General features: G+C 70.2%; 18 protein-coding genes. 6 read left to right on the forward strand and 12 right to left on the reverse strand.

The window, feature by feature from the left end; translation table 11 throughout:
• Positions 1-56 precede the first annotated feature (56 nt).
• From FCL41_RS13080 to guaB, 7 genes are all read right to left on the reverse strand, one after another.
• Positions 57-1,769, reverse strand: coding sequence for a glycerol-3-phosphate dehydrogenase/oxidase (locus tag FCL41_RS13080; RefSeq protein ID WP_212723071.1), 1,713 nt, complete (start codon positions 1,767-1,769; stop codon positions 57-59).
• Positions 1,770-1,955: 186 nt separating this feature from the next.
• Positions 1,956-4,922, reverse strand: coding sequence for a purple acid phosphatase family protein (locus FCL41_RS13085; RefSeq protein WP_137065212.1), 2,967 nt, complete (start codon positions 4,920-4,922; stop codon positions 1,956-1,958).
• Positions 4,923-5,091: 169 nt separating this feature from the next.
• Positions 5,092-5,886 (reverse strand): NYN domain-containing protein, encoded by a 795-nt coding sequence (locus FCL41_RS13090; protein ID WP_137065211.1) that lies wholly within the window; start codon positions 5,884-5,886, stop codon positions 5,092-5,094.
• A gap of 100 nt (positions 5,887-5,986) precedes the next feature.
• On the reverse strand, positions 5,987-6,811 hold the full coding sequence (locus tag FCL41_RS13095; protein WP_137065210.1) for a hypothetical protein: 825 nt from the start codon (positions 6,809-6,811) through the stop codon (positions 5,987-5,989).
• A gap of 283 nt (positions 6,812-7,094) precedes the next feature.
• The gene (locus FCL41_RS13100; protein ID WP_137065209.1) at positions 7,095-7,898 is read right to left on the reverse strand and encodes a carbon-nitrogen hydrolase family protein; all 804 of its coding nucleotides are present in this window, start codon (positions 7,896-7,898) and stop codon (positions 7,095-7,097) included.
• A 20-nt stretch (positions 7,899-7,918) separates the two neighbouring features.
• Positions 7,919-9,025, reverse strand: a complete 1,107-nt coding sequence (locus tag FCL41_RS13105) for a GuaB3 family IMP dehydrogenase-related protein (protein ID WP_137065208.1) — start codon at positions 9,023-9,025, stop codon at positions 7,919-7,921.
• A 132-nt stretch (positions 9,026-9,157) separates the two neighbouring features.
• Positions 9,158-10,660, reverse strand: a complete 1,503-nt coding sequence (guaB, locus tag FCL41_RS13110) for an IMP dehydrogenase (protein WP_137065207.1) — start codon at positions 10,658-10,660, stop codon at positions 9,158-9,160.
• A gap of 92 nt (positions 10,661-10,752) precedes the next feature.
• On the opposite strand from guaB, the gene FCL41_RS13115 reads away from it, so the two are divergent.
• Positions 10,753-12,327: a hypothetical protein gene (locus FCL41_RS13115; protein ID WP_137065206.1), complete on the forward strand. Its 1,575-nt coding sequence runs from the start codon at positions 10,753-10,755 to the stop codon at positions 12,325-12,327.
• Between the two features lie 3 nt (positions 12,328-12,330).
• On the opposite strand, the gene FCL41_RS13120 is transcribed toward FCL41_RS13115, so the two are convergent.
• The 4 genes from FCL41_RS13120 to groES form a co-directional block, all read right to left on the reverse strand.
• On the reverse strand, positions 12,331-12,942 hold the full coding sequence (locus FCL41_RS13120; protein ID WP_137065205.1) for an MBL fold metallo-hydrolase: 612 nt from the start codon (positions 12,940-12,942) through the stop codon (positions 12,331-12,333).
• Positions 12,943-12,947: 5 nt separating this feature from the next.
• Positions 12,948-14,060: an S-(hydroxymethyl)mycothiol dehydrogenase gene (locus FCL41_RS13125; protein WP_137065204.1), complete on the reverse strand. Its 1,113-nt coding sequence runs from the start codon at positions 14,058-14,060 to the stop codon at positions 12,948-12,950.
• A gap of 153 nt (positions 14,061-14,213) precedes the next feature.
• Positions 14,214-15,851, reverse strand: coding sequence for a chaperonin GroEL (gene groL, locus FCL41_RS13130; protein ID WP_137065203.1), 1,638 nt, complete (start codon positions 15,849-15,851; stop codon positions 14,214-14,216).
• A 159-nt stretch (positions 15,852-16,010) separates the two neighbouring features.
• The gene (gene groES / locus FCL41_RS13135; RefSeq protein ID WP_137065403.1) at positions 16,011-16,307 is read right to left on the reverse strand and encodes a co-chaperone GroES; all 297 of its coding nucleotides are present in this window, start codon (positions 16,305-16,307) and stop codon (positions 16,011-16,013) included.
• A gap of 246 nt (positions 16,308-16,553) precedes the next feature.
• On the opposite strand from groES, the gene FCL41_RS13140 reads away from it, so the two are divergent.
• The 3 genes from FCL41_RS13140 (at position 16,554) to FCL41_RS13150 (ending at position 19,204) form a co-directional block, all read left to right on the forward strand.
• Positions 16,554-17,738: a class I SAM-dependent methyltransferase gene (locus tag FCL41_RS13140; protein WP_137065202.1), complete on the forward strand. Its 1,185-nt coding sequence runs from the start codon at positions 16,554-16,556 to the stop codon at positions 17,736-17,738.
• A gap of 142 nt (positions 17,739-17,880) precedes the next feature.
• Positions 17,881-18,204: a PadR family transcriptional regulator gene (locus FCL41_RS13145; protein WP_137065201.1), complete on the forward strand. Its 324-nt coding sequence runs from the start codon at positions 17,881-17,883 to the stop codon at positions 18,202-18,204.
• Between the two features lie 4 nt (positions 18,205-18,208).
• The gene (locus tag FCL41_RS13150) at positions 18,209-19,204 is read left to right on the forward strand and encodes a hypothetical protein (RefSeq protein WP_137065200.1); all 996 of its coding nucleotides are present in this window, start codon (positions 18,209-18,211) and stop codon (positions 19,202-19,204) included.
• Positions 19,205-19,329: 125 nt separating this feature from the next.
• Here the strand turns inward: FCL41_RS13150 and FCL41_RS13155 are convergent, their stop codons facing one another.
• A complete protein-coding gene (locus tag FCL41_RS13155; RefSeq protein ID WP_137065199.1) occupies positions 19,330-19,962 on the reverse strand; it encodes a hypothetical protein in 633 nt (210 codons plus the stop codon).
• A 274-nt stretch (positions 19,963-20,236) separates the two neighbouring features.
• Between FCL41_RS13155 and FCL41_RS13160 the strand changes: the two genes are divergently transcribed.
• Both FCL41_RS13160 and FCL41_RS13165 read left to right on the forward strand, forming a co-directional pair.
• Positions 20,237-20,791, forward strand: coding sequence for a SigE family RNA polymerase sigma factor (locus tag FCL41_RS13160; protein ID WP_239021644.1), 555 nt, complete (start codon positions 20,237-20,239; stop codon positions 20,789-20,791).
• A complete protein-coding gene (locus tag FCL41_RS13165; RefSeq protein WP_137065198.1) occupies positions 20,788-22,014 on the forward strand; it encodes a hypothetical protein in 1,227 nt (408 codons plus the stop codon). The genes FCL41_RS13160 and FCL41_RS13165 overlap by 4 nt, the downstream gene beginning before the upstream one ends.
• Positions 22,015-22,025 lie beyond the last annotated feature (11 nt).

Below are 22,025 nucleotides of genomic sequence, written 5' to 3' on the forward strand. Positions count from 1 at the left end.
ATGTGACCTGCGCCTCGCAAGGCTACCCCCGGGTACGGGTTGCCTGACGCCGGCAATCAGAGGATCTCGGGCGCGGCCACCCGCGCCTCGTCGGCCTCGGTGTCGGTGGCCATCTGCTGGCTCTGGCGCTCCGCCTCCACCCGACGCAACCAGTGGTCCACCTCGCGGTCGACCGTGCCCTTGTCCCAGCCCAGCTCGGGTGCCATCAGCTCAGCCACCTCGCGGGCCGCCTTCACGCCGCGGTCGAAGGTCTCGATCGAGATCCTCGTGCGGCGCGCCAGCACGTCGTCGAGGTGGCGCGCACCCTCGTGGGTGACGGCGTAGACCACCTCGACGGCGAGGTACTCGTCGGCGTGCGCCAACGGCTTCGCCAGCTCGGGCCGCTCGTCCACCAGCGTCAGGACCTCGTCGACGAGCCCGCCGAAGCGCCCCAGCAGGTGGTCGATCCGCCCGATGCCGATCCCCGCGTCGCGCGAGAGCGCGACCCGCTGGTTGGTGCGGGTCTCGAACCCGTACGCCCCCACCAGCGGCACCCGGTCGGTGATCGAGGGGAGCACGTCGTCGAGCTCGGCCACCGCCAGGTCCACGGCGTCGCGCGCCATCACCCGGTAGGTGGTCAGCTTGCCGCCGGCGATGAGCACGAGGCCGGGGATCGGGCTGATGGTGGTGTGCTCCCGCGACAGCTTCGTCGTCTCCGCCTCGACGCCCGCCTTGCGCAACGGCTTGAGCAGCGGGCGGAGGCCGGCGTACACGCCCTCGACGTCGTCGTGGTCGAGCGGGACCTTGAGCAGCGCGTTGACCTGCTCGAGGAGGTAGTCGATGTCGGTGCGGCTGGCGGCGGGGTGGGCGAGGTCCAGGTCCCACGGGGTGTCCGTCGTGCCGATGATCCAGTGACGACCCCACGGAATCACGAAGAGGACCGAGTGGGGCGTCTTGGTGATGAAGCCGCACTCCGAACGGATGCGGTCGCGGGGCACCACCAGGTGGATCCCCTTGGAGGCGTCGACGTCGAGGGCGCCCTGGCCGCCAATCATCTCCTGGATCTGGTCGGTCCAGACACCGGCGGCGTTGATGACGGTGCGCGCCCGCACGGTGAAGTCGACGCCGTTCTCCAGGTCGCGGGCCTCCACGCCGACGATCCGCTCGCCCTCGCGCAGGAAGCCGACGACCTTCGTGCGGGTCGCGACATGGGCCCCGTTGTTGGCAGCCGTGCGGGCGATCGTCATGACCAGGCGCGCGTCGTCGACCTGGGCGTCGTAGTAGCGGATGGCTCCGTGCAGGGAGTCGGTGCGGATGTCGGGGGCCAGACGCGCCAGCTCCTTGCGGAACACGTGCTTGTGGCGAGGCACACCGGTCTCGTACTTGCCGGCCATCGCCATGGCGTCGTACAGCGCGACGCCCGCGCCGACGTAGGGGCGCTCGTACGTGTGCTCGAGCGGGTAGAGGAACGGCACCGGCCGCACCAGGTGCGGCGCGAGGCGGGTGAGCAGCAGCCCACGCTCCTCCAGCGCCTCCTTCACCAGGGCGAAGTCGAACATCTCCAGGTAGCGCAGGCCGCCGTGGACCAGCTTGGAGGAGCGTGACGACGTGCCGCTGGCGAGGTCGCGCTGCTCGATGAGGCCGACGCTCAGGCCCCGGGTCACGGCATCGAGCGCCGCGCCGACCCCGACCACTCCCCCGCCGACGACCAGCACGTCGAGGTCACCCGCAGCCATGGCTTCCAGTGCGGCGGCGCGGGAGTCAGGGTTCAGCGCGATGGGTCGGCTCACCCGTCCAGTGTGTCAGGTGGGTGTGACCCGTCGGAGTCCGAGGACACCGGCACGAACCGTCGAGGCCTCTCTGGACGTCCGAGCATGCGGCCTTCGACTTCTGCGGTGCTCCACACGTCCGCCGTCCACCGGGAGAGCACCGCCCCGCCGCGCCGAGCAACGGGCGTGACGGGGCGGCATGCAGAATCACTTCCGGACGGAGACCTTCTTAGTGGCTCGCGCCGCGGAGTGGTCGACGCCAGCAGGGGTCACCGCGACGGTGACGGCGGCCTTGCCCTTGCCCTTCCTGGGCAGCGTGCCCAGTCGGACGACGACCGTCTTGCCGGCCTTGACCTTCACCATCTTGGTCAGGGTCTTGGCGCCGCGCTTGACATTCACCTCGGCCACGCCGTCGACGGAGCTACGCAGCGTCACGACGGCCTTCTTGCCCTGTCGGGCTCTCACCTTGGTGATCGCGACCGTCGCCGCCCGCTTGGTCACGACGACCGAGCTGGTCGCCGAGGTCGTGGTGTGCACACCGGCGCTCGCGACCACGCGGTAGTCCGCGTTGGTCCGCACCGACTCCAGGACGAGGGTCTCGCCCGTACGACCGCGCAGGTCGAGCCACTCGCCGTTGACACGGCGCTGCCACTGCAGTCGCGCCGGCGTCGCGGCGTCCAGCTCCACCTGGAGGGTGACGTCGCTTCCGGAGGTGACCTTCACCTGCTCGGTCAGGTCGGAGACGAGCACCGGAGCGGCGGAACCGTCGGCCAGGACGGTCTCGGTCGAGGTGACGGCCCTGGTCCGGGTGGTGGCGACGACACGGTAGGCGGTGCCCAGGTCGTCGGAGGCCACACGGCCCAGCTTCAGCGTCGTGGAGGTCGCGCCCTCCACGTCGGTCCACTCGCCGTCGACCGGCTTGACCTGCCACTGGAGGCGCTCGGCACCCTCGACCTCGACGCTCAGCACGACGCGCTCACCCGGGAGGACCGGGGTCTCTGCGGCCAGGTCGCTGCGCACCACCGGGGCGGGGGTGAGGTCCTCGAACGCGGGAGCGTCCATCCCGGCCTCGACGACCGCCTTGCGGCCGTCGTCGGTCTTGTGGACGGTGAACTCGTCCCACAGGTCGCCGACCTTGAACTGCGACTTGTCCAGCTTCACGCCGTCGCGGAAGAGCTTCAGGTAGGAGTCGTTGATCTCGGCGATGTAGGACTTCACCGTGAGGGTGTCCTCGTCGACGTCGACGACCTGGTAGGTCGAGATGCCCTGGGCCTTCTGCACCTGGGTGGCGCCGTTGAGCGTCCAGACGTTCTTGGCGTCGGTCTCGAGGTTGTAGTGCTTGGCACCGGAGTTCGACACCATGTAGACCGGGCCGTCGGTCAGGCCGGGGGTCGCGGTGACGTCGTCGTTGTTGAAACCACGCGCGTACGTGTGGTCGTGGCCCATCTGCACCAGGTCGATGTCGTGCTTCTGGAAGACCGGCACCCAGTGCTCGCGCAGGACGGGCTCGTTGCGGCCCGACGACGTCGAGTAGACCGGCTGGTGGAAGGTCACGACCTTCCACTTGGACTCGGAGGTGGCCAGCACGTGGTCGAGCCACGCGGCCTGGTAGCGGGTCCACAGGTCGGCGACGTCGCCCACGCAGTCCGCGCCCGAGCAGGACGGGATCACGTCGGGACGCAGGAACGTGCTGTCGCGGGTGGCGTTGACGGTGATGAACCGCACGCCCTGGTAGTCGGCGTAGTACACCGTCTCCTGGGCGAAGTCGGACCAGTGGTCGAAGTAGGCGCGGTGGTGCTTCGCGGCGTCCGAGTCACCCTCGGCCAGCCGGGCGAGCTCACCGATGGTCGAGTCGTTCGGGTTGTTCAGCGGGTATTCGAAGTGCGCCTTCCACGCCGTCATGAGCTTGTCGCCGGAGTACTCGTGGTTGCCCGGCGCAGCCATCACGTTCGTGGAGGCGGCGGAGTCCTTCATGCCGCTGAACCAGTTGCTCCACTGGGTGTCGTTCGACGAGGTGTCGATGAGGTCACCCGCGTGCACCGAGCCGATCGAGTCGGGGACACGCGCCTCGGCCTGCGCGACGACGGAGGGCCAGGTCGAGTCCAGCCCGACCTGCGCGTCACCGTAGTAGAGGTAGGAGAACTCCTTCTCGTCACGATCGGCGGTCTCGAACTCGTGCCAGCCGCTCCAGACGTTGTTCGACGAGACGCGGTAGGTGTACTTCGTGGCCGGCTTCAGCCCGGTGATCGTGGCGGAGAAGTGTCCGAAGTCGTTGCTGACCGACATCGGCTGGAGCAGCGCCCGGACCGACTTGAGGTCTCCACCGGCACTGGGGCGGATCTCCACCCGGCCGGTGGTGTGGGTCTTGACGGCGCCCTGGAAGGTGACGTTCTGGCTGGTGCAGGGGTCGTCCGTGGGGGTGAGGATGACCCGGGTCGGCTTGGGCCGCAGCTCCTCGGCGGTGAGCGGGAGCAGGTCAGTCATCGCGAACCAGATGTCGGACGAGGACGCGCGGTCGTTGTGCACCTCGACCGCGACCACGTTGCGTCCGACCTTCAGGTCGTCCTTGAGCAGCGTGACGGGCAGCGACTCGAAGCCGGTGCCACCCACGTTGGCGTAGCTGAGGCCCTCCATGCCGGGGTCGACGTCCTGGCGGGCCACCTCCTTGCCGTTGAGGTAGACGATCGCGCCGTCGTCGAGGTTGACGGTGCCGCGCAGGGCGCCGAGGTCCTTGAGCTGCTCCACGGTCAGGTCGAAGGCGGTGCGGAAGAAGTAGGTACGCACCCGCTCACCCGTGGCGCCGTTCATCTCCAGCTGCACCGAGGCGGTGTGGGTGCTGCTGTAGGCAGGGCTCTGGGTGCCGCTGGAGATCTTGCCGCCGAAGGTGCCGGCACCGGTCTTCCAGGTGGCGTCGTCAAAGCCGTCCTTGGTCCATGACAGGGGGTCGGTGTGGCCCTCGGAGGGGAACGTGTCGTTCTCGAGGTAACGCCAGGTGGCGTTCTTGCTGACCACCGGCGTCGACGCGACGGAAGCCGCGGAGACGACCTGGGGCAGAGTCTGGGGGGAAGCGGCGGCCGGACCGACCAGGGTGGTGGTCAGACCGGCGAACAGGGCGGCAGCAGCCAGGCCGGCCGTGGCGCGGCGGCGACCTGTGGTCGTCGAGTGGGGTGACATGAGGCTCCTCGGGAGTCTGGTTCGTCTGGTTGAGCCCCCACCACACCCCGGCCGCGTGAACCCGTCGGGGCCGTCCGGCGACACGGACGCGACTCGACGGAGAACAGTGAACGGGCCGGGTGAACACCACGTGACGTCCATTCACCGCCCAGCCCTCGGATCGATCAGCTCACCGCCGGCGGCGCCGGATCCGCACGGCCCCACCCTGTCCGCGGCCGTTGTCGCCGCGCTCGACGTCGAAGTCCTCGGTCGCCTTGACCAGACCGATCAGCTTGGCGTAGCCCCAGTTGCGCGCGTCGAACTCCGGCGCCCGCTTGGCGATCGTCGACCCGACGTTGCCCAGGTTGGCCCACCCGTCGTCGTCGGAGCAGGCCGACACCGCATTGCGGAGCAGCTGCATCAGGTGGGCGTCACCCCTGAGCCGCTTCGTGGGCACCCGGTTGGCAGCCGCCTGCACCGAGGCTGCCGGGCCCGGGTCCTCGGTGGACTCCCGGTCGTCGTCGGACTCGTCCACCTCGTCCTCCACCCCGAGCACGTCGGCGTAGATGAACCGGTCGCACGCAGCGCGGAAGGCCTCCGGGGTCTTACGCTCACCGATGCCGTAGACGGTCTTGCCGGACTCGCGCAGCCGGGCGGCCAACCGGGTGAAGTCGGAGTCGGAGGACACCAGCACGAACCCGTCCAGGCGGTCGCCGTAGAGCAGGTCCATCGCGTCGATGATCAGTGCGCTGTCGGTCGCGTTCTTGCCGGTCGTGTAGGCGAACTGCTGGATCGGCTGGATGGCGTGCCGGTTGGAGGCGTTCTTCCAACCCGTCAGCTGAGGCGTGGTCCAGTCGCCGTAGACCCGCTTGACCGTCGCCACGCCGAAGGTGGCGATCTCGGCCATCAGGGCGTCGCAGAGCGCGGGCTGGGCGTTGTCGGCATCGATCAGGACCGCGAGGCGGTCGTCAGGGCGTCCGGGCATGCCGCGACCCTACTGACGGCCTGGCGCCGAGCGCGCACGGACGCCCCACGTCGTGAGGCAGCCCGGGGGGCGGTTCAGCGCGACCGGGACGACCCGGCCGTCATTCGGGCCGGCCGAGCGGGCCGATGTCCACCGACTGCACCACGTGGTCCGCGAGGATGTCCACGAGCATGAGGGTGACCATGAAGGCGCCCTCCGGCGTGTCGGCGAGAGTCGCGAGCAGCGCGTCGCCCATCGTGATGTGCAGTCCGTCGTTGAGCGGAAGGAGGCACTCCAGCACCACCGGGCCCGTGACGGTGTCACCGGGCATCACCCCGCCGAGCCACTGCCAGGACTCGAACTCCTGGACTTCTGTCGGCGCCGGAGCGCCGGGGGTGGTCGGCACGAACTCGACGCGCGCACGCAGTCGGTACTGGGTGGCCCAGTCCACGTTTCCCCTGAGGGAGACATCGGTGCCGTTGCCGACGAGGTAGAGGGTGCCACCGTCGTCCACCACCTCGAACCTGTCCGTGTGGGCGAAGGAGGCCGTGGAGACGACCGGGACCACGAAGAGCTCCGTGACCGACGTGAAGCCGTCCGCCATGAACTCCAGCTTCAGCGGGTAGCCCTGGTGGGGCTCATGGGCGCTGCGAACGAGGTAGCCGTCGAGCCGCGCCTGGTCCTCCGGGGAGAACGGCGTGCGGAAGGTGTACGTCCCCTGGAAGTCGGACGTGACCTGCACGCCCCGCAACCAGCCCACGGGTGCCCCGGGCTCGAAGACCATCTCCTGGTCCGCCGTGGGGCCGGGCATCGTGACGCGCATGGTGAGCTCGGCAGCCTCGACGTTGCCACGCTCCGACGTGACGTAGGCGTTCTTCAGGTCGAGGCGGAAGAACCCGTCACTCGGGTTCGCTCGGGCGAAGCCGGAGTCGCCCTTCTCGAACACGAGCTGAGGCCTGGCCAAGGAGGCCGCGAATGCCGGCGTGGCCGAGGCCACCGTGACGGCAGGAACTGACCACACAGCAGTCCCGAGGACGGCACGACGCGAAGGAACCATAGATCCAGACACTCCACCCAAGACAAGTTGGACGAGGACCCGGACCTCGACAGACGCTCAGAGGCTAGGTCGAACGACTCCCGGTCCGCTGGCGAACGAGCTGCTCTTTACCTTGCGGTCCACGATCTGGAACGACGAGTCTGCTGGCCGGGCCGCGGGCGGTGTCCTGCTCTCAGGAGCGGACCCGGGACCCCAACGACGTACGCCGCTCCGCGTGCATCGGGTGCGCGGCGCGGGTGGCGGCCATCAGGGCGGGGTCGAGGTCTGCGACGGCCAGACCGGCCTCGCGACCGAGCCGGGCGAGCGGACGTCCTTCAGGGTCGTAGACCGCGGAACCGCCCGCGAAGACCGTCCCGTCGTGGCTGCACTCCCCCGTCAGCCCGGAGAAGAGGGAGAAGATCCCGTTGTCGAGGGCACGCGCCGGGTAGTAGAGGTCGCGGCGGTGCTCACCCCCGACGAAGAAGGCGCCACTGTTGACGTAGAGGCGGGCACCGTCGACAGCGGCCGCGCAGGCATGCTCGGGGAAGGAACCGTCGTAGCAGACGGAGAGTGCCACCTCCCACCCGTCGACCTCGATCGACGTGCCGTGCTGACCGGCCACGAACTGGCTCTGGTCCAGGTCGTCGGAGAGGTGCTGCTTGTCGTAGGGGGCGGTGACCGAGCCGTCAGGCTTCACCACGATGCTCGAGAGCGTCTTCGCCCCGCCACGGTCCAGGGGCGCTGAGAGCACCACCGTCACCCCGGAGCTCCGGGTCGTCTCCCGCAGAGGTGCGAGGAGCTCGGGCAGCCCCTCGACCGAGGGTGGGCGCGAGAAGGCCGCTGAGCAGTAGTTGGTCAGGAACGTCTCCGGCAGCACCAACAGGCGTACGTCCTGTGCCGCGGCTTCACGGGTCAGGTCGACCGCCGCCGAGACGTTGGCCTCCGCAGAGAGGCACGCTGCGGGCGCCTGCCCAGCAGCGACCCGTAGCGTCCTCATGCGCCCAGCCTGCCGGAGCGTCAGCCGACGACGACCTCGACGCGCTGGAACTCCTTGAGCTCGGTGTAGCCGGTGGTGGCCATCGAGCGCTTCAGGGCGCCGATCAGGTTCATGGTGCCGTCAGCGACGCGGGAGGGACCGAAGAGGATCTCCTCGAGCGTGCCGACCGGCTCGAACTCGACGCGCTGGCCACGCGGCAGCGCACCGTGGGTGGCCTCCGAGCCCCAGTGGAACCCGTGGCCCGGTGCGTTCGTGGCACGCGCCAGCGGGGAGCCGACCATCACGGCGTCGGCGCCGCAGGCGATCGCCTTGGGGATGTCACCCGACCGGCCGATCGAGCCGTCGGCGATGACGTGGACGTAGCGGCCACCCGACTCGTCGAGGTAGTCGCGGCGGGCCGCGGCGACGTCGGAGACGGCCGAGGCCATCGGGACGGCAATGCCCAGCACCGAGCGGGTGGTGTGCGCGGCACCGCCACCGAAGCCGACGAGGACGCCGGCGGCACCGGTGCGCATCAGGTGCAGCGCAGCCTGGTAGGTCGCGCAGCCACCGACGATGACCGGCACGTCGAGCTCGTAGATGAACTCCTTGAGGTTCAGCGGCTCGGCCTGGCTGGAGACGTGCTCGGCGGAGACGGTGGTGCCGCGGATGACGAACATGTCGACGCCGGCGTCGACGACCGTCTTCGCGAACTCCTTGGTGTGCTGGGGCGACAACGAACCGGCCACGGTCACGCCCGCCTCACGCATCTGCTTGAGGCGCTCGGTGATCAGCTCGGCCTTGATCGGCTCGGTGTAGATCTCCTGCAGCCGACGCGTCGCGTCGACGCCGCGGAGGGCAGCGACCTCCTCCAGCAGGGGCATGGGGTCGGCGTACCGGGTCCAGAGCCCCTCGAGGTTGAGGACGCCCAGGCCGCCGAGGCGACCGAACTCGATCGCCGTGGCCGGGGACATCACCGAGTCCATCGGGGCGGCCAGCACGGGGAGGTCGAAGCGGTAGGCATCGATCTGCCACGCGACGCTGACCTCCTCGGGGTCACGCGTACGACGTGACGGCACGATGGCCACGTCGTCGAAGGCGTAGGCCCGGCGGGCCCGCTTGTTCTTGCCGATCTCGATCTCGGTCACGTGGTCACTCTCCCAGAACGTCTGCCCCGGAGCGATCCCGCTCCAGATGAAGGCTTCCCGCTGCGTCGAGCGGGAGGTGTGGATCTGTCGTCCAGACGCCCGGAGTCCCGGGTGCGCTGGACGCCCGGCACGTCAGATGCCCGAGTAGTTGGGCGCCTCGACGGTCATCTGCACGCCGTGCGGGTGGCTCTCCTTCAGCGAGGCCGAGGTGATACGCACGAAGCGGCCCTTCTCCTGGAGCTCGGGCACCGTGCGGGCACCGACGTAGAACATCGACTGGTTGAGCCCGCCGATGAGCTGGTGGGCCACCGCGGAGAGCGGGCCACGGTAGGCGACCTGGCCCTCGATGCCCTCGGGCACGATCTGGTCGTCGCTGGCGACCTCGGCCTGGAAGTAGCGGTCCTTGGAGTAGGACTTCTTGCCGCGGCTCGACATCGCAGCCAGCGAGCCCATGCCCCGGTAGGACTTGAACTGCTTGCCGTTGACGAAGACCAGCTCGCCGGGCGACTCCTCGCAGCCAGCCAGGAGCGAGCCGAGCATCACCGAGTCGGCGCCGGCGACGAGCGCCTTGGCGATCTCACCGGAGTGCTTCATGCCGCCGTCGGCGATCACCGGGACGCCGGCAGCCTTGGCGGCGAGCGAGGCCTCGTAGACCGCGGTGACCTGCGGGACGCCCACGCCGGTGACGACGCGGGTCGTGCAGATGGAGCCCGGTCCGACGCCGACCTTGATCGCGTCGGCCCCGGCGTCGACGAACGCCTGCGCACCGGCCTTGGTGGCCACGTTGCCGCCGATGACCTGGACGTGCTTGGTGGCCGGGTCGGACTTGAGGCGCTTGACCATGTCGAGCAGCAGGTGCACGTGGCCGTGGGCGGTGTCGGCGACCAGGACGTCGACCCCGGCCTCGATCAGGCGGGTCGCACGCTCCCAGGCGTCGCCGAAGTAGCCGATGGCCGCCCCGACGAGCAGGCGTCCGTCGGCGTCGTACGACGCGTTGGGGAACTGCTCGCCCTTGACGAAGTCCTTGACGGTGATGAGGCCGGTGAGGGTGCCGTCGGGGTCGATGAGGGGAAGGCGCTCACGCTTGTGGGCACGCAGCAGGGCCGTGGCCTCGTCGCGGTCGATGCCGGTGGGTCCGGTGACCAGGGGCATCGGGGTCATCACCTCGTCGACCTTGGTGGTCGCCCACTCCGCGACGGGCGTGAAGCGCAGGTCGCGGTTGGTGATGATGCCGATGAGCTTGTTGGCGCCGTCGACGACCGGCAGGCCGGAGACCCGGTACTCCCCGCAGATGCGGTCGAGGTCCTCGAGTGTCGCCTCGGGGCCGATGGTCACGGGGTTCGAGATGACGCCGGTCTGGGTCCGCTTGACGAGGTCGACCTGGTAGGCCTGGTCGTCGATGGAGAGGTTGCGGTGGAGCACGCCGATGCCGCCCTGGCGCGCCATCGCGATCGCCATCCGGGACTCGGTGACGGTGTCCATCGCCGCGCTCAGCAGCGGGACCCGGATCGAGATCTCACGGGTCAGCCGCGTGGTGGTGTCGATCTCGTCCGGGGCGAGGTCCGACTCACCGGGGAGCAGCAGGACGTCGTCGTAGGTCAGGCCGAGGGTTGCGAACTTCTCCGGGGTCTCCACCCCGCAGATTCTAGCCCGCCCCACGGCGGGAACGAGAACGCGGACCGCTCGCCCCCGGGTGCGATCGGGCCTCGCTGGGTAAAGGGGCCAGCGTGGACGTCACGAGCAGGAGGACCTCGGTGGTCGTGGGGGCGGCAGCCGTCGTGGCCGTGGCGGGTCGGGCGGGCGGGTTCCTGTGGCCGCTGCGCCCGGACGAGGCCGGCTACCTGCTGGCGGCACGCGCCTGGTCCCCCCTCCCCGACTCCCTCTTCCACCCCTACTTCGTCGACCGGCCACCGTCGCTCCTGCTGCTCATCAAGGCCACCGACGCGATCGGCGGGCCGTACTTCCTGCGCTTCGTCGCGGCACTGGGATGCGGGCTCGCCGTCCTGCTCGCCGCCGCGTTCACCCGGGAGGCGGCGCGCAGCCTCCCCCGACCGTGCCCACCGACCGAGCTCGGCAGGGCTGTCGCCGGGGCGGCCGTGCTGACGGCCGCCCTGCTCCTCACCGGGCAGATCGACCCGGTCGGCGCGAAGGGCGAGCTTCTCGGGGTGCCGTTGGTGCTCGGCAGCGCCGTGCTGGCGCTCAGGGCCCTGCGGACCCGCTCGACGTGGCTGGCGGGCTGCGCAGGACTGGTGGCGATGTCGGCGGTCGGGCTCAAGCAGAGCCTGCTGGGCGGACTCGTCTTCGGTGCCGTGCTCCTGCTCGCGGCCGTCGCGACCCGGCGCGTCGACGTCCGCGCGGGCGTGGTGCTGGGCGCAGCCGCGACCGCCGGAGCGGCCGTCCCTGTCCTGGCCACCGTGGCGGGGACGCTGGCTGTCGGTGCCGACCTCGCGAGCCTCGAGTACGCCGTGCTGGGCTTCCGCAACGACGCAGCTCGGGTGCTCCTCGACGAGCCGACGTCGTCGTCGCGGCACCGGATGGTGGAGCTGACGATCATCTTCGCCACGTCCGGCATGGCACTGGTGGTGCTCTGGTGCCTGGCCAGGGCGCGGGTGTCGCTGCGGCGCCTGCCGGCACCCGTCGCTGCCTCGCTCGCCACCCTGGCCGCCGACCTCGTCGCCATCGGCGTCAGCGGGAGCTTCTGGAAGCCCTACCTCTTCGCCCTGGCGCCCTCCCTGGTGATGGCCTGGGCCTGCACGCAGCTGACGGTGGCGAGCCCGACGGCGACGGCGCGCGACACCACGCCCACCCAGCGGTGGCGGCCACGCCTCGGGGCGCTCGTGGTCGCGTTCTGCGTGGCGAGCACCCTGTTCTCCCTGGCCGGGGCCTGGGCCGCCTGGGCGAGGGGGGAGCCCCCGCGCCAGTACATCCTCGGCAAGGAGATCGGACGGGTGTCGGGGCCGGACGACACCCTCGTCGTCTACGGAGGGCGGGCCGACATCCAGTGGGCGAGCGGCCTGGGCTCGCCCTACGAGCACCTGTGGTCGTTGCCCATGCGCACCCTCGACCCCGACCTCTCCGAGCTGGACGCACTGCTCGCCGGCCCCGACGCCCCGACCTGGCTGGTGGCCGCCGTCAGCCTGGATGCGTGGGGCGGGCTGGGAGCCCGCCACCTGCGCGAGACGATCAACCAGAGGTACGCCGTCGTGGGGACCTACTGCGGCATGACCGTGTGGCGACGCGTCGACGCGCCCCCGGTGCCTGCGCTGGACCCGGACTGCGAGACACCGTGGGGCCGTCGATGAACCTCAGGCGCCGAGCTGCGCCTTCTCGGCGCCCAGGGTCGTGTCCTGGCCGTGGCCGGTGTGCACCACCGTCTCGTCGGGCAGGGCGAAGAGCACCCGCCTGATCGAGTCGACGATGACGTCGGCGTCGCTGTAGGAACGGCCAGTGGCCCCCGGACCACCGTGGAACAACGTGTCGCCGGTGAAGACGACGCCGAGCTCGGGGACGTACAGGCAGACCGCGCCGGGGGCGTGCCCCGGCGTGTGCAGCACCCGTACCGTCACTCCGGCGACCGCGATCTCCTGGCCGTCGCGGAGGTCGACGTCCCACAGGTGGTCGGGGTGGACGAGCTCCCACAGCGGCTTGTCGTCGGGGTGCAGCAGGATCGGGGCGACCGTACGCTCGCGCAGCGCCGGCGCCACCCGCACGTGGTCGTCGTGGGCGTGGGTGCAGACGATGGCCCGGACGGTGCGGTCCCCCACCACCTCCATGATGGCGTCCACGGAGTGGGGGGCATCGATGACGATGACCTCGGTGTCGTCGCCGACCACCCAGATGTTGTTGTCGACCTCGAAGGTCTCGCCGTCGAGCGAGAAGGTCCCGGAGACGACGGCGTGGTCGATGCGTGCGCTCATGGCGCTCATCCTTCCAGCACGACGACGGAGCGCAGGACGTCACCGTGGTGCATCTTGTCGAAGGCGGCCTCGACGTCGTCGATCCCGATCTCCTCACTGACGAACGCGTCGAGGTCGAGTCGACCCTGCAGGTAGAGGTCGGTCAGCATCGGGAAGTCCCGGCTGGGCAGGCAGTCGCCGTACCAGGACGACTTCAGCGACCCACCGCGTCCGAAGACGTCGATCAGCGGCAGGTCGGGGACCTTCATGTCCGGCGTCGGGACGCCGACGAGGACGACCGTGCCGGCCAGGTCGCGGGCGTAGAAGGCCTGCTTCCAGGTCTCGGGCCGCCCCACCGCCTCGATCACGACGTCAGCACCCTCGGCCCCGTGGTCGGAGCAGATCGCCTTGATGCCCTCGACCGCGTCGACCTCGGCGGAGTTGACGGTGTGCGTGGCACCCATCGCGAGCGCCTGCTCGAGCTTGCGGGGGTCGATGTCGACCGCGACGACCTTGGACGCGCCCGCCAGGGCCGAGCCGGCGATGGCCGCCATGCCGACACCACCACAGCCGATGACGGCGACGGTCCTGCCGCGGGTCACGTTGCCGGTGTTGATGGCGGCGCCCAGTCCGGCCATCACGCCGCACCCGAGCAGACCGACGGCTGCCGGACGGGCCGCGGGGTCGACCTTGGTGCACTGACCTGCCGCGACCAGGGTCTTCTCCGCGAAGGCACCGATGCCCAGGGCGGGCGTGAGCTCCGTGCCCGCGTGCTCGCCCTCGGCAAGGGTCATCTTCTGGGTGGCGTTGTGGGTGGCGAAGCAGTACTGCGGCTCCCCCCGCTCGCACGCCCGGCACTCGCCGCAGACCGCACGCCAGTTGAGCACCACGAAGTCGCCCGGCGCGACCTGGGTGACGCCCTCGCCGACCGCTTCGACGACGCCGGCCGCCTCGTGGCCGAGCAGGAACGGGAACTCGTCGTTGATCCCACCCTGGCGGTAGTGCAGGTCGGTGTGGCAGACCCCGCAGGCCTGCACCTTGACCACGGCCTCACCCGGACCGGGGTCGGGGACGTTGATCGTGACCACCTCGACCGGGGCGTCCTTGCTCATCGCCACCACTGCCTTGACCTGTTGCACTGGGCCACCTCCGCGTACGTCGTCCATCCGGTGCGGCGAGCCGGTCCGGCCCGCCGACGCTTTGCAGCAAACGTACGTGTCCCTCCCCCGGTACGGCCAACGGCCCGCCACCCCGAGGGGTGGCGGGCCGTGGAGCCGTGTGGCTGGGGGCGATCAGTGACCGTGGCCGTGGCCGTGGCCACCCGCAGCGGTGCCCTCGTCCTCGTCCTCGGGCTTGTCGACCACGAGCGTCTCGGTGGTCAGCAGCATCGCAGCGATCGAGGTTGCGTTGACCAGCGCGGAGCGCGTCACCTTCACCGGGTCGAGCACGCCCTGGGTGACCAGGTTGCCGTACTCACCGGTGGCGGCGTTGTAGCCGTACTCCTTGCCCTCGGCCTTGCCGCCCTCGCGCACCTTGGTGGTGACGACGTAGCCGTTCTCGCCACCGTTCTCGGCGATCCAGCGCAGCGGCTCGTCGACGGAGCGACGAACGACGCGGACGCCGGCAGCCTCGTCACCGACGAGGCCCAGGTCGCCCTCGAGCACCTCGACGGCGTGGATGAGCGCGGAGCCACCGCCAGCGACGATGCCCTCCTCGATCGCGGCACGCGTGGAGGAGACAGCGTCCTCGATGCGGTGCTTCTTCTCCTTGAGCTCCACCTCGGTGTGGGCACCGACCTTGATCACGCAGACACCGCCGGCCAGCTTCGCGAGGCGCTCGGAGAGCTTCTCGCGGTCCCAGTCGGAGTCGGTGTTCTCGATCTCGGCCTTGATCTGGTTGACCCGGGCCTCGACCTCGGCGGCCTCACCGGCGCCGTCGACGATGGTGGTGTTGTCCTTGGTGACCACGACGCGGCGGGCCTGGCCCAGCACCTCGAGGCCGGCCTGGTCGAGCTTGAGCCCGACCTCGGGGGCGATGACCTGGCCACCGGTGAGGACCGCGATGTCCTGCATCATGGCCTTGCGGCGGTCACCGAAGGCCGGCGACTTCACCGCGACGGCGTTGAAGGTGCCGCGGATCTTGTTGACGACCAGGGTCGAGAGCGCCTCACCGTCGACGTCCTCGGCGAGGATGAAGAGCGGCTTGCCGGTCGCCATGACCTTCTCCAGGAGCGGCACCAGCTCGGCGACCGAGGAGACCTTGCCCTGGACGAGCAGCACGTAGGGGTCGTCGAGGACGGCCTCCATGCGCTCGGGGTCGCTGACGAAGTAGGCCGAGATGTAGCCCTTGTCGAACTGCATGCCCTCGGTGAACTCGAGCTCGGTGCCCATGGTGTTGGACTCGTCGACGGTGATGACGCCGTCCTTGCCGACCTTGTCGAAGGCCTCGGCGAGCAGCTCGCCGATGTGCGCGTCGCGCGACGAGATCGTCGCGACCGACGCCATGTCCTCCTTGGAGTCGACCTCACGGGCCGCCTCGCGGAGCGCGTCGCTGAGGGCCTCGGCCGCGGCGTCCATGCCGCGCTTGAGGCTCATCGGGTTGGCGCCGGCGGTCACGGCCTTGAGGCCCTCGTGGACCATGGCCTGGGCCAGCACGGTGGCGGTGGTGGTGCCGTCACCGGCGACGTCGTTGGTCTTGGTGGCAACTTCCTTGCAGAGCTGCGCACCGAGGTTCTCGAAGGGGTCGTCCAGCTCGATCTCACGGGCGACGGAGACACCGTCGTTCGTGATGGTCGGAGCGCCCCACTTCTTGTCCAGGACGACGTAGCGGCCCTTGGGGCCGAGCGTCACCTTGACGGTGTTGGCGAGCGCGTCGACTCCGCGCTCGAGCGCACGACGAGCGTTCTCGTCGAACTCAAGGATCTTGGGCATTGCTGCTCCTCTTGGTGGTTCTCAGGGCCGGGGTGCCGGCGAGTTCTCAGGGCCGGGGTGCCGGCGAAATGGCGTCCGCCCGACGGGCGGGTGCGCCGACGTGCTTCGAACGAAGCGGTGTCAGGCACACCCAACGCCGCCGGGCGGGATGCCAGTTCGTCAGGAAACGATGGCGAGGACGTCGCGCGCCGAGAGGATCAGGAACTCGTCACCCGCGTACTTGACCTCGGTGCCGCCGTACTTGGAGTAGATGACCTTGTCGCCGACGGCGACGTCGACCGGGACGCGGTCGGTGCCGTTCTCGGCGAAGCGGCCGGGGCCCACGGCCACGACCTCACCCTCCTGGGGCTTCTCCTTGGCGGTGTCCGGGATGACCAGGCCGGAAGCCGTGGTCTGCTCGGCCTCGAGGGGCTTGACGACGATGCGGTCCTCGAGGGGCTTGATGTTGACCGACACGATGTCGACCTCCACTTTCTGCACGTGAGTCTGTGTGTCTGGACGGGGGTGCGGGGTGGTCCGGCCAGCCGGAGACCCGCGGGGTGCCGCCGTTCTCGACCGCGCCGTCGCGGGGGTCGTGGTCGTTCACGGCTGCTGGCATTCTCGACATGAGAGTGCCAAGCCAGACGTTAGCACTCCCCGTCTGTGAGTGCCAGCACAGGAGGAGCGGAGTCCGGCGGCTGGAACATGGGGGAGGATGCACGGGTGGACCTCGACACCTTCACCTGGCTGCTCACCCCCGACGGCCAGCGGCTGCTGGAGCAGGCGGCGCACCTGTACGCCGACCACGAAGGCAACCCCTTGGCCGCCGCCGCGGCGGTACGCAGGGTCGAGCCCGACCCCGAGCGGGCGGCCGCCGCGCTCACGCAGGTGCAGCTGCGAGTCAAGGGCGTCGCCAAGTTCGGCGAGGACGCGTTGCGCATGTACTTCACCCCTGACGGCCTGGAGCAGGCCACCCGCAGCCGCGTCGCGGCCCACCGGGCGGCTCGACTGGCGGCCGCGCGACCGAGCTCGGTGGTCGACCTCGGCTGCGGCATCGGCGGCGACCTGGTCGCCTTCGCCCGCGCCGGACTGACGGCTGCCGGCGTCGACCTTGACCCGGTCCGCGCCCGCGTCGCCCAGGCCAACCTCGACGCGCTCGGACTGCCCGGCGCCACGATGGTGGCCGACTCCACCTCCCTGGACCTCGACGGCTTCGGTGCCGCCTTCGCCGACCCCGCGCGCCGGGGAGCTCGCGGCCGCGTCTTCGACGAGACCGGCTGGACCCCTCCGTGGTCGTTCGTGCTGGAGCTGCTGCGGCGTACGTCCGTGGTCAAGGTCGCGCCCGGCGTCGGCCACGACCTGGTGCCCGAGGGCGTCGAGGCCGAATGGGTGAGCGACCAGGGCGAGGTGAAGGAGGCCGCGCTATGGTCGCCCGGCCTGGCGACCGTACGCCGTCGCGCGACCGTCATCTCGGGCGACGGCCTGGTCAGCCTGACCGACGAGGACGATCCCTACCAGGGCCAGGACCGCCCCGTGGTCGACCTCGCCGAGCACCTCTACGAGCCCGACGGCGCGGTGATCCGGGCAGGACTCGTGACCGCCGTGGCGGCGGGCGTCGGCGGTGGCCTGCTCGACCCCCACATCGCCTACGTCACGAGCGACCAGTCGTTCCGCTCCCCCTTCATGAAGTCGTACTACGTCATCGAGGAGCTCCCCTACCGGGAGAAGCAGCTCAAGGCGGCGCTGGTGGAGCGCAACATCGGTCCCCTCACCATCAAGAAGCGTGGCGTCGACATCGTTCCCGAGCAGCTGCGCAAGCGTCTGGGGCTCACCGGCGACGTCGAGGCGACCATCGTGCTGACCCGCGTCGGCGGGGTCGGCCGCGTGCTTCACGTACGCCCGTTCTGACCCTCCCGCCCTCCCGACGTCTCGTACGTCCGGCCGCGCCGGCGCCACTGACCGGCGCCGACGCGCACTGACGAGCACACTGACCGGCCGCCCAACATTATTTACTGGACATTAGTGTGCGACGCACACTAATGTCGCCGCCATGAACGATGACGTCCTCGCCAGCCACCTCCAGGAGCTGCGCCGCGGCACCGTGGTGATGGCGGCGCTGGCCACCCTCACGCGCCCCACCTACGGCTACGCACTGCTGGAGGAGCTCGCCGCAGCCGGCTTCGCCGTCGACGGCAACACCCTCTACCCCCTGCTGCGGCGCCTGGAGAAGCAGGGCCTGCTGACCAGCGAGTGGAACACCGAGGAGTCCAGGCCCCGCAAGTTCTACCGCTGCACCCCCGAGGGCGAAGCCCTCCTGACGGCCCTGCTCGACGAGTGGCAGAGCCTGCACACGTCCATCGAGAGACTCAGGTGACGAGATGACTGCCACGAAGCCCACCCTGACCGACCGCTACGTGCACGCCGCGACCCGGCGACTGGGCGAGGACCAGCGCGACGACGTCGCCCTGGAGCTGCGAGCCGGGATCGCCGACCGCGTCGAGGCACTGCGCGCGGAGAACCCGATCCTCGACGAGGAGTCCGCGGAGCACGCAGCGCTCGTTGAGCTCGGCGACCCCGACGCGCTCTCCGCCTCGTACGCCGGCACTCCCCAGCAACTCATCGGCCCGGAGCTCTTCCCCGCGTGGTCCCGCGTGATGCGCGCCGTCCTGGTGACCGTGGTCCCGATCGTCACCGTCATCCTGATGGCGATCGACGCCTTCGCCGGCGAGAGCATCGGCAGCATCGCCGGGCACGGCGCGTGGATGGCGGTGGCCCTGGTGGTCCACATCAGCTTCTGGATCACCCTGAGCTTCGTGGTCGTCGAGCGGAGCAGCGAGGGCGGCCTCACCCAGGAGAGCCTGGGGATCACACCCTGGAAGCCTGAGTCACTGCCCGAGCCTCCACTGGGGCCGCGCGGCTCACTCGGCGAGACCCTCACCAACATCGCCTGGCTGGCGATCCTCGGCATCTTGCTCATCTGGCAGCAGGTCGCGCCCACGGTCCGCATCGACGGCGAGCGCCTCCCCGTCATCGATCCCGACCTGTGGTCGTTCTGGATGCCGCTGGTGCTGGTGACCCTGGCGTGCGAGATCGCGTTCGAGGCAGCGAAGTACCGGGCGGGTGCCGGGTGGACGCCCGGCTTCGCCGCGCTCAACACCGTGACCGGTCTGCTCTTTGCCGCCCCGATCGCATGGTTGGCGAGCCAGGACCGCCTGCTCAACCCGGCGCTCGTGCAGGCACTGACCGAGGAGGGAGTCACGTTCGACGCCTCGATCGTGCATGCGGCGATCCTCGCGGCCGCCCTCGGGATCTGGATCTGGGACACGATCGACGGCTGGCGCAAGGTCGGGCGCGCCGGAGGCTTGCCGGCCTGACGCGCGAACGCCCCGGGCGTACGCAGCACGAGACCCCCACGGTGTGACCGTGGGGGTCTCGTCGTCTGCGAGCCTGCTCCCGGGGTGGTCGGCCCGTCTTCACGGGCCGACCATTCCCGGGTGCGTCAGGCCTCCGCGCGAGCGACCTTGCGCGAGTGGGCGAGACCGAGGACGCCCAGGATCAGGAAGAGCGCAGCTCCGACGAAGGCGCCGATGGCAGCGAAGCCGGCGATGGTGCCCATCGTGGCGAAGGCGTATCCGTAGAGGAGCAGGCCTCGCAGGGTGTTGCCCATGAAGAGCGACTCACGCTGACCCATCCAGGCCTCGGCGGCCGCAATCTGCTCCGGGGTGGCCTTGGCGCCAGCCTCGGCGACCTCGGCGCTCAGCGCGCGACCGTAGCCGCTGGCCTCCTCGTAGGTGACCGGACCGGTCGCCGTACGCTCCACCGGGTGCTGCTCAAGGGTCTGCTCGCCCCCGGAGATCATGTGGGCCTTGATGTAGTGGTCGGCGTAGGCACGAGCCTTGGGGCCGTTGTCGAGCTTCTCGCCGGCGAAGGGCTCGAGGGCCTTGCGGTCAGCCTCGGGGAGACTCTCCAACGCGGGCCCCTCCGGCATCACGATGGCCTGGTCGGTGAACTGCTGGTCGACCTGGTCGGCGATGAAGACCGAGCCCCAGGTGAGGAGTCCTCCGGCGACAGCCAGGACGCCGGCCAGGATGAGGCCGGTCCAGGAGATGAGCTTGTCGAGTGTTGAACGCATGTCGGGCTCCTTTGCCCTTGTGATGGTCGAGCCACTTCCGACCATCTGAACTACTACGGACAGTAGTAGATATCTACGACACTTCGTAGTAGTTCGCGGATAGATGCAGTGCGACGTGCATCACGTTGCACAACGACATGCAAGCACACGCATACGTCCGTTATGAGACTCGGGTTCGCCATGTGGACCAGTCCCTTCGACATCACCTGCAACCCGAGGCGGGGTGACGACGTCTGGGGGGAGAAGGCCCGCCCCGGGCCCCGGAGGAGACAGAATGCAGACCACAGTGAGCACCACGGGGGTGACGATGACCAGCACGCCCGCGGTGACCCGCGACGCCGAGTTCGAGGCGTGGCTGCAGGTGCGCCAGCCCGCGCTCCACCGCACCGCCTGGGCGCTGACCGGCAATCCCCACGACGCCGCCGACCTCCTGCAGACGGCCCTGGCCAAGGTCTACCTGAGCTGGGAGCGCGTCCGCGAGGCCAGCTCCGTCGACGCCTACGCCCGACGCATCCTCATCAACGAGCACACGTCGTTGTGGCGTCGCGCCTTCAAGCGGCGCGAGCACGCGACGTACGCCGTCCCGGAGACGCCGGTCAGCGACACCTACGACGACGGCCGCAACCAGGCGCTGTGGACCTTCGTCCAGACCCTCTCCCCCAAGCAGCGCGCCGTCGTGGTGCTCCGCTACTACGAGGAGCTCAGCGAGGCCGAGACCGCCGCGGCGCTCGGCGTCTCCGTCGGGACGGTCAAGTCCCAGTGCAGCCGGGCCCTGGCCAGCCTGCGTGAGCGTGCCCCCCGTTCCCTCTCACCCGAGGAGTACCGATGAATGACGATCTGACCGGACAGCGTGTGGGCTCCGCCCTGCGCGACCACGTGCCCTCGACCCCGCAGGCACCCTTCGGGCTCGACGACGTGAAGGGGCGGGCCGACAGCATCCGTCGTCGCCGTCGCGCGGGCGGGGCGGCACTGGCGGCGTTCGCGCTCATGGCCACCGGCCCCGTGGTCGTGACGACCCTGACCGGCGCCCCGGAGGACCTGCCAGCGACCACCTCCCCGAGCCTCGCCCCGGCACTCACCCTGCCGAACAAGGTCGTCCTGGCCACCGACGCGCCGCTGGACGAGGGCACGGAGGGGGACTGGCTGATCGGCGACGGCGAGCTCAGCGGGGCGTTCCCGTTCCCGGCCGGCGCCCAGGACGGCCTCACGCGTGTCGGTGAGCGGTGGCTGGTGGAGTACGCGGTCGACGGCGAGCGGAAGGTGTACTCGATCGACCTCGCCGACGGTTCCGGCCGGTCGGTCGACATCCCCACAGCGGTCGCCGAGGCAACGACCCACGACCTCCACGACGTGGTCGCGGTCTCCGACGACTCCACCCTGGCGGTCTTCTCCACGCCCTCGGGCGAGCTCACCCTGATCGGCGCGGACGGGCGAACCAGGGTCGTGGCCACCCTTCCCTCCCCCGCCACCCCGGTCGACCTGGTCGGCGACGGCGCCTGCCTGGACGGCGGCGACTGCGAGGTCGTGGTCTCGTACGGCGACGGCAGCGCCCCCGAGCTCGTCGCCGGCGACGGCACCCGGACGGTGATCGACGCCGACGCAGTGGCGGTGACGGCCGCCAACGACGACCTCGTCGTCACCCGTGACGCCGAGGCGTCACCCGGCGAGGACCCCTGCAGCACGGTGCGCGACCGGTCCACCCTCCAGGAGGTCTGGCGCAGCTGCGAGGTCGGCGTGGAGTCGTTCTCCCCGGACGGCACCCACGCCGTCGTGGTCGACGCCTACCAGTCCGGTTCGGGCGCCACCCGGATGGGACTGGCGGACGCCCGGACCGGCACGCAGGTCACGTGGTTCCTCCCGGACGACGACCAAGGGATCGTCAAGGACCTCGCGTGGACCCCGCAGGGCGACATCGAGCTCACCAGCTTCACCTACGGCGACCAGACCTGGCACCTGCACCACGTGACCGTCGACGGCACGGTGTCCCGCCTCGTCGAAGGGCGCAGGGGTGAGGACGTGGAGCCAGCCTTCATCCTCGCCACACGCCCCTGACCCGCTCGCTC

Origin of the sequence: Nocardioides jishulii, from assembly GCF_006007965.1 — a bacterium.
GTDB classification, from domain to species: Bacteria; Actinomycetota; Actinomycetes; order Propionibacteriales; family Nocardioidaceae; genus Nocardioides; species Nocardioides jishulii.

What these genes read in the sequence shown, in the direction of transcription:
- FCL41_RS13085 (WP_137065212.1), bottom strand. Translation starts at nt 4,922, where the DNA reads ATGTCACCCCACTCGACGACCACAGGTCGCCGCCGCGCCACGGCCGGC.
- FCL41_RS13090 (WP_137065211.1), bottom strand. Translation starts at nt 5,886, where the DNA reads ATGCCCGGACGCCCTGACGACCGCCTCGCGGTCCTGATCGATGCCGAC.
- FCL41_RS13100 (WP_137065209.1), bottom strand. Translation starts at nt 7,898, where the DNA reads ATGAGGACGCTACGGGTCGCTGCTGGGCAGGCGCCCGCAGCGTGCCTC.
- FCL41_RS13120 (WP_137065205.1), bottom strand. Translation starts at nt 12,942, where the DNA reads ATGAGCGCACGCATCGACCACGCCGTCGTCTCCGGGACCTTCTCGCTC.
- groL (WP_137065203.1), bottom strand. Translation starts at nt 15,851, where the DNA reads ATGCCCAAGATCCTTGAGTTCGACGAGAACGCTCGTCGTGCGCTCGAG.
- FCL41_RS13145 (WP_137065201.1), top strand. Translation starts at nt 17,881, where the DNA reads ATGAACGATGACGTCCTCGCCAGCCACCTCCAGGAGCTGCGCCGCGGC.
- FCL41_RS13150 (WP_137065200.1), top strand. Translation starts at nt 18,209, where the DNA reads ATGACTGCCACGAAGCCCACCCTGACCGACCGCTACGTGCACGCCGCG.
- FCL41_RS13155 (WP_137065199.1), bottom strand. Translation starts at nt 19,962, where the DNA reads ATGCGTTCAACACTCGACAAGCTCATCTCCTGGACCGGCCTCATCCTG.
- FCL41_RS13160 (WP_239021644.1), top strand. Translation starts at nt 20,237, where the DNA reads ATGCAGACCACAGTGAGCACCACGGGGGTGACGATGACCAGCACGCCC.
- FCL41_RS13165 (WP_137065198.1), top strand. Translation starts at nt 20,788, where the DNA reads ATGAATGACGATCTGACCGGACAGCGTGTGGGCTCCGCCCTGCGCGAC.